Raw genomic sequence first — 4,291 nt, 5'->3', positions numbered from 1 at the left:
TGTATGAAGATGGTCAAATTATCTTTGACCCCCCTGTGTCCCCCCTGAGTAAGGGGGGAAGTAAAGGGAGGTGGCGGTGCGATATTGCTCAAGTTACATTTGCCGACGCCTCGGATGTGGTGGAGTTTATGGCGGCGCAATTGCAGAAGTTGCCTGCCCCAACTCAGGAGGTTCTCAAACTTGCCGCGTGTATTGGGGCGCAGTTTGATTTAGAGACATTGGCAATAGTCAGCGAAGAATTACCAGAACAAACAGCATCAGCACTTTGGAGAGCATTACAAGAAGAACTCATTTTACCTATTACAGAAGGCTATAAATGCTTCATGCCAACAGAGGATCGATCCCATAGCGAGTCTATTACCAATCCCACTTATAACTTCCTGCACGATCGCGTCCAGCAAGCAGCTTATTTCCTAATACCAGACAACCAAAAACAAGCAACTCACCTGAAAATAGGGCAATTACTTCAAAAAAATTACTCAAAAATAGAAAAAGAAGAAAAACTGTTCGATATTGCGGGGCATTTTAATCGAGGAAAACAGTTAATTACTCAAGCTAATGAACAGGAAATATTAGCAAAAATTAACTTAAAAGCTGGATGTAAGGCGAGAAATTCTACCGCCTACGCTGCGGCAATGGTCTATCTGCAAACAGGCATTAATTTACTCACAGACCAATGCTGGCAAACTCAGTATGAATTGACTCTAAATCTTTATGTTGCTGCTGCCGAAGTCGCCTATTTGAATGCTGATATTGACAACATGGAACAGATGGCAGCACAGGTGTTGCAAAATGCTCAGACGACTTTAGACAAAGTTAAAATTTACGAAATTCAGATATCCGCACGGACAGCCCAAAACAAGATATTAGAAGCTATCACCGTGGGTATAAAGGCACTAAAACAATTAGGGGTTGAACTCCCGACTGAACCTAACGAAGCCTTGATTAGTAAAGCGCTACAAACCCTTGCGGGCCAACTTCAGGACAGACAGATTGAGGAACTCGTTGACCTACCTTTGATGACCAATTCCCAGACTCAAGCAGCCATGCAACTGTTAAGAATTTTACTGGGAGCGATGATCTTGGGAATGCCCGGTTTACTGCCCTTGCTGAGCTCCACGATGGTGAGTTTATCGCTCCAATTTGGGAATGCACCCGCATCGACTGTGGGGTATGCGATGCACGGGATGGTGTTCTGTGCCTTTTTAGAAGAGGTGGAAACCGGCTATGGCTTTGGGAAATTGGCACTTTCATTGCTTGATCGGTTCAATGTGCCCGAATTCAAGTCCCAAATTCTGCTTCTGTTTGGTGCTTGGATGCAGCATCGCCAAGAATCTCTCTTGGCAACGATACCGACGCTGAAAGATGGCTATACTGCGGGCATGGAAACGGGCGATTTTCTATACGCTGGCTACAACATAAATTTTTACTTTTATACCAACTTTTTCAGTGGGCTAGAACTGGATACTTGGGAACCAGAAATAGCAGGTTACAGGGCTGTCATGGCGCAGTTGAAACAATATTCGGCTCAGATTTATTTGGATATGATTCAGCAGACGGTGCAGAACTTGAGGGAAACCCGTATTCGGTCGGATTGCTTAATAGGAACTGCCTACGATGAAACGGTGATGATTCCCAAGTACTATCAGGATAATGAATTCACGGCGATCGCTTGTGCCTACATCTACAAACTGCTACTTGCTTACTGCTATGGGAATTACACGGCTGCCCTAGACCACATTACCCAAGTCAAACTGTATTTGATGGGAGTATCGGGATCGGTTTTTGTTCCGATTTTTCATTTTTATGCCGCACTCACCCACCTGGCACTTTTTCCGGCACAGCCAGCAATTGAGCAAACTGAAATTCTTGGCTTAGTGGAAACCCATCAAACTACTCTGCAACAGTGGGCGCAAAATTCTCCCATGAATCATCTGCATAAATGGTATTTGGTTGAAGCAGAACGGCAACGGGTATTGGGTAATAAAGCTGAGGCGATTGAAATGTACGATCGCGCCATTTCTGGAGCCAAAGAAAATAAATTCCTCAACGAAGAAGCACTAGCTAACGAACTAGCAGCAAAATTCTACTGGGAATGGAGCAAAGAAAAACTTGCTCAAACCTACATGATTGAGGCATATTATTGTTATGTTCAATGGGGAGCCACTGCTAAGGTAACGGATTTAGAAACGCGATATCCGAAGTTATTGGCGCCCATCCAACCGGGAATAAAAACTACTAAAACTAAGGCATCAGTGACAGCCACGGGTTCTGGTTCTAACTTAGATATCACCACAGTAATGAAAGCTTCTCAGGCGATATCCGGTGAAATAATGCTAGATAAGCTCATGTCGAGCTTGATGAAAATTCTCATGGAAAGTGCCGGGGCACAAAGAGGATATCTAATTTTATCAAGTCAGGGAAAACTGTTAATTGAAGCTGAAGGTAAAATAGATGACAATCCCGTTACCCTGTTGCAGTCAATCGAGGTTGAAAATTGTCAGGAACTTTCCTCGGCAATTGTCAATTATGTGGCCCGCACTCAAGAAAGCGTGGTACTAGATGATGCTGGCAGAGAAGGACAATTTACCAACGACCCCTACATCCAAAAGCATCAGCCCAAATCAATTTTATGTGTGCCACTGATTAATCAATCTCAGATTGTTAGTATTGTTTACCTAGAAAACAATCTCACAGCCGGAGCTTTTACCCCAGAAAGAGTGGAACTCTTAAAAGTGTTATCTGGACAAGCAGCTATCTCGATTCAAAATTCTAAACTCTATACAGAAGTCCGTGAAAGTGAGAACCGGCTCACTCAATTTTTAGAAGCAATTCCAGTAGGTGTGACAGTGCTGGATGTTTCTGGCAAACCTTACTATATTAATCGAGCTGCTATTCAATTATTAGGTAAAGGAGTTATTCCTGAAGCCTCCAGCGAGCAACTACCAGAGGTTTATCAACTCTATCAAGCTGGAACAGAGCAGGAATATCCCTCTGCACAATTGCCCACTACGCGGGCGTTGAGTGGCGAAAGTGCCACGGTAGATGATATGGAAATTCACCAAGGCAACAAGATTATCCCGATCGAGGTTTGGGGTACTCCCATCTATGATGAAAAGGACAACATTTCTTATGCAATTGTAGCCTTTCAAGATATCACGGAGCGTAAAAAAGCCGAAACAGAGCGCATTAGATTTACCGATGAATTGTTCCAACTCAACAAAGCTTACGAGCGCTTCGTCCCCAATCAGTTCCTCCAGTTTTTAGAGAAATCAAGCATTATTGATGTGGAATTGGGCGACCAAGTGCAGTTGGAAATGTCGGTGTTGTTTTCCGACATTCGCGATTTTACCACGCTCTCGGAAAGCATGACGCCGGAGGATAATTTCAGATTTATCAATTCCTATCTTTCTCGCATGGAACCCGTCATTAATGAAAATAACGGGTTTATTGATAAATATATTGGCGATGCGATTATGGCGCTGTTTAGCGGCGAGGCGGATCATGCGGTGAAAGCCGGAATTGCTATGCTGCAGGGCCTCGTTGAATACAATCAAAATCGCGCTAATTTTGGGTATGCACCGATTCAGATTGGGATTGGCATCAATACTGGAACTTTGATGCTGGGAACGGTGGGCGGTCAAAATCGCATGGACGGGACGGTAATCAGTGATGCGGTGAATTTAGCTTCTCGCGTGGAAAGTTTGACGAAAAATTATGGGGTGGCGCTATTAATTACCCACCCAACTTACTCGCGCCTAAAAAATCCATCCCAGTATGGCATCCGCACCCTCGATACGGTAAAAGTCAAGGGAAAATCCGAAGCAGTAACGGTTTATGAGGTGTTTGATGCTGATCCGCTAGAAATTAAAGAGGGTAAGTTAGCTACGCTGGAATTGTTTGCAGAAGCGAGGGCAATTTACTCGGAAGGGAATTTCGCGGAAGCGGCGCGGCTGTTTTCCGAGTGTTGGCGTCAGAATCAGGGCGATCGCGCTGCTAAAATTTATTGGGAACGCTGTGAGTCTGTATTGGTGAGTAACACAAAAATCAAAGACCGGCCACACAATTTAGATTAATCATAAAAGTCCAAAGCTCGATCGCTAAATTGTTGGAGGGGGAGATCGTTTTCATTTTTCTGACAAGCGAATTTCGGCGTTGCTGAGTTAGAGTATGAATAGGAGGAATAATTTATGCAATGTCCAGAATGTAAATCAACCCATATCCGTAAAAACGGCAAGAAAAAAGGAAAACAGAATCACATTTGTGTCCAATGTGGTCGTCAATTCATCAA

General features: G+C 43.9%; 2 protein-coding genes. Both read left to right on the top strand.

Annotation, left to right across the window (positions count from 1 at the left end; all coding sequences use genetic code 11):
* On the top strand, window positions 1-4,076 hold a 4,076-nt coding region (locus ACUVJL_RS13675), incomplete at its 5' end, for an adenylate/guanylate cyclase domain-containing protein (RefSeq protein ID WP_445246344.1).
* Between the two features lie 114 nt (window positions 4,077-4,190).
* On the top strand, window positions 4,191-4,291 hold a 101-nt coding region (locus tag ACUVJL_RS13670), incomplete at its 3' end, for an IS1/IS1595 family N-terminal zinc-binding domain-containing protein (protein WP_445246345.1).

Origin of the sequence: Microcoleus sp. OTE_8_concoct_300, from assembly GCF_031383065.1 — a bacterium.
Lineage (GTDB): Bacteria > Cyanobacteriota > Cyanobacteriia > Cyanobacteriales > Microcoleaceae > Microcoleus.
Note: the sequence above shows the minus strand (reverse complement) of the source record. Positions and strands in the feature narration are given on the sequence as shown.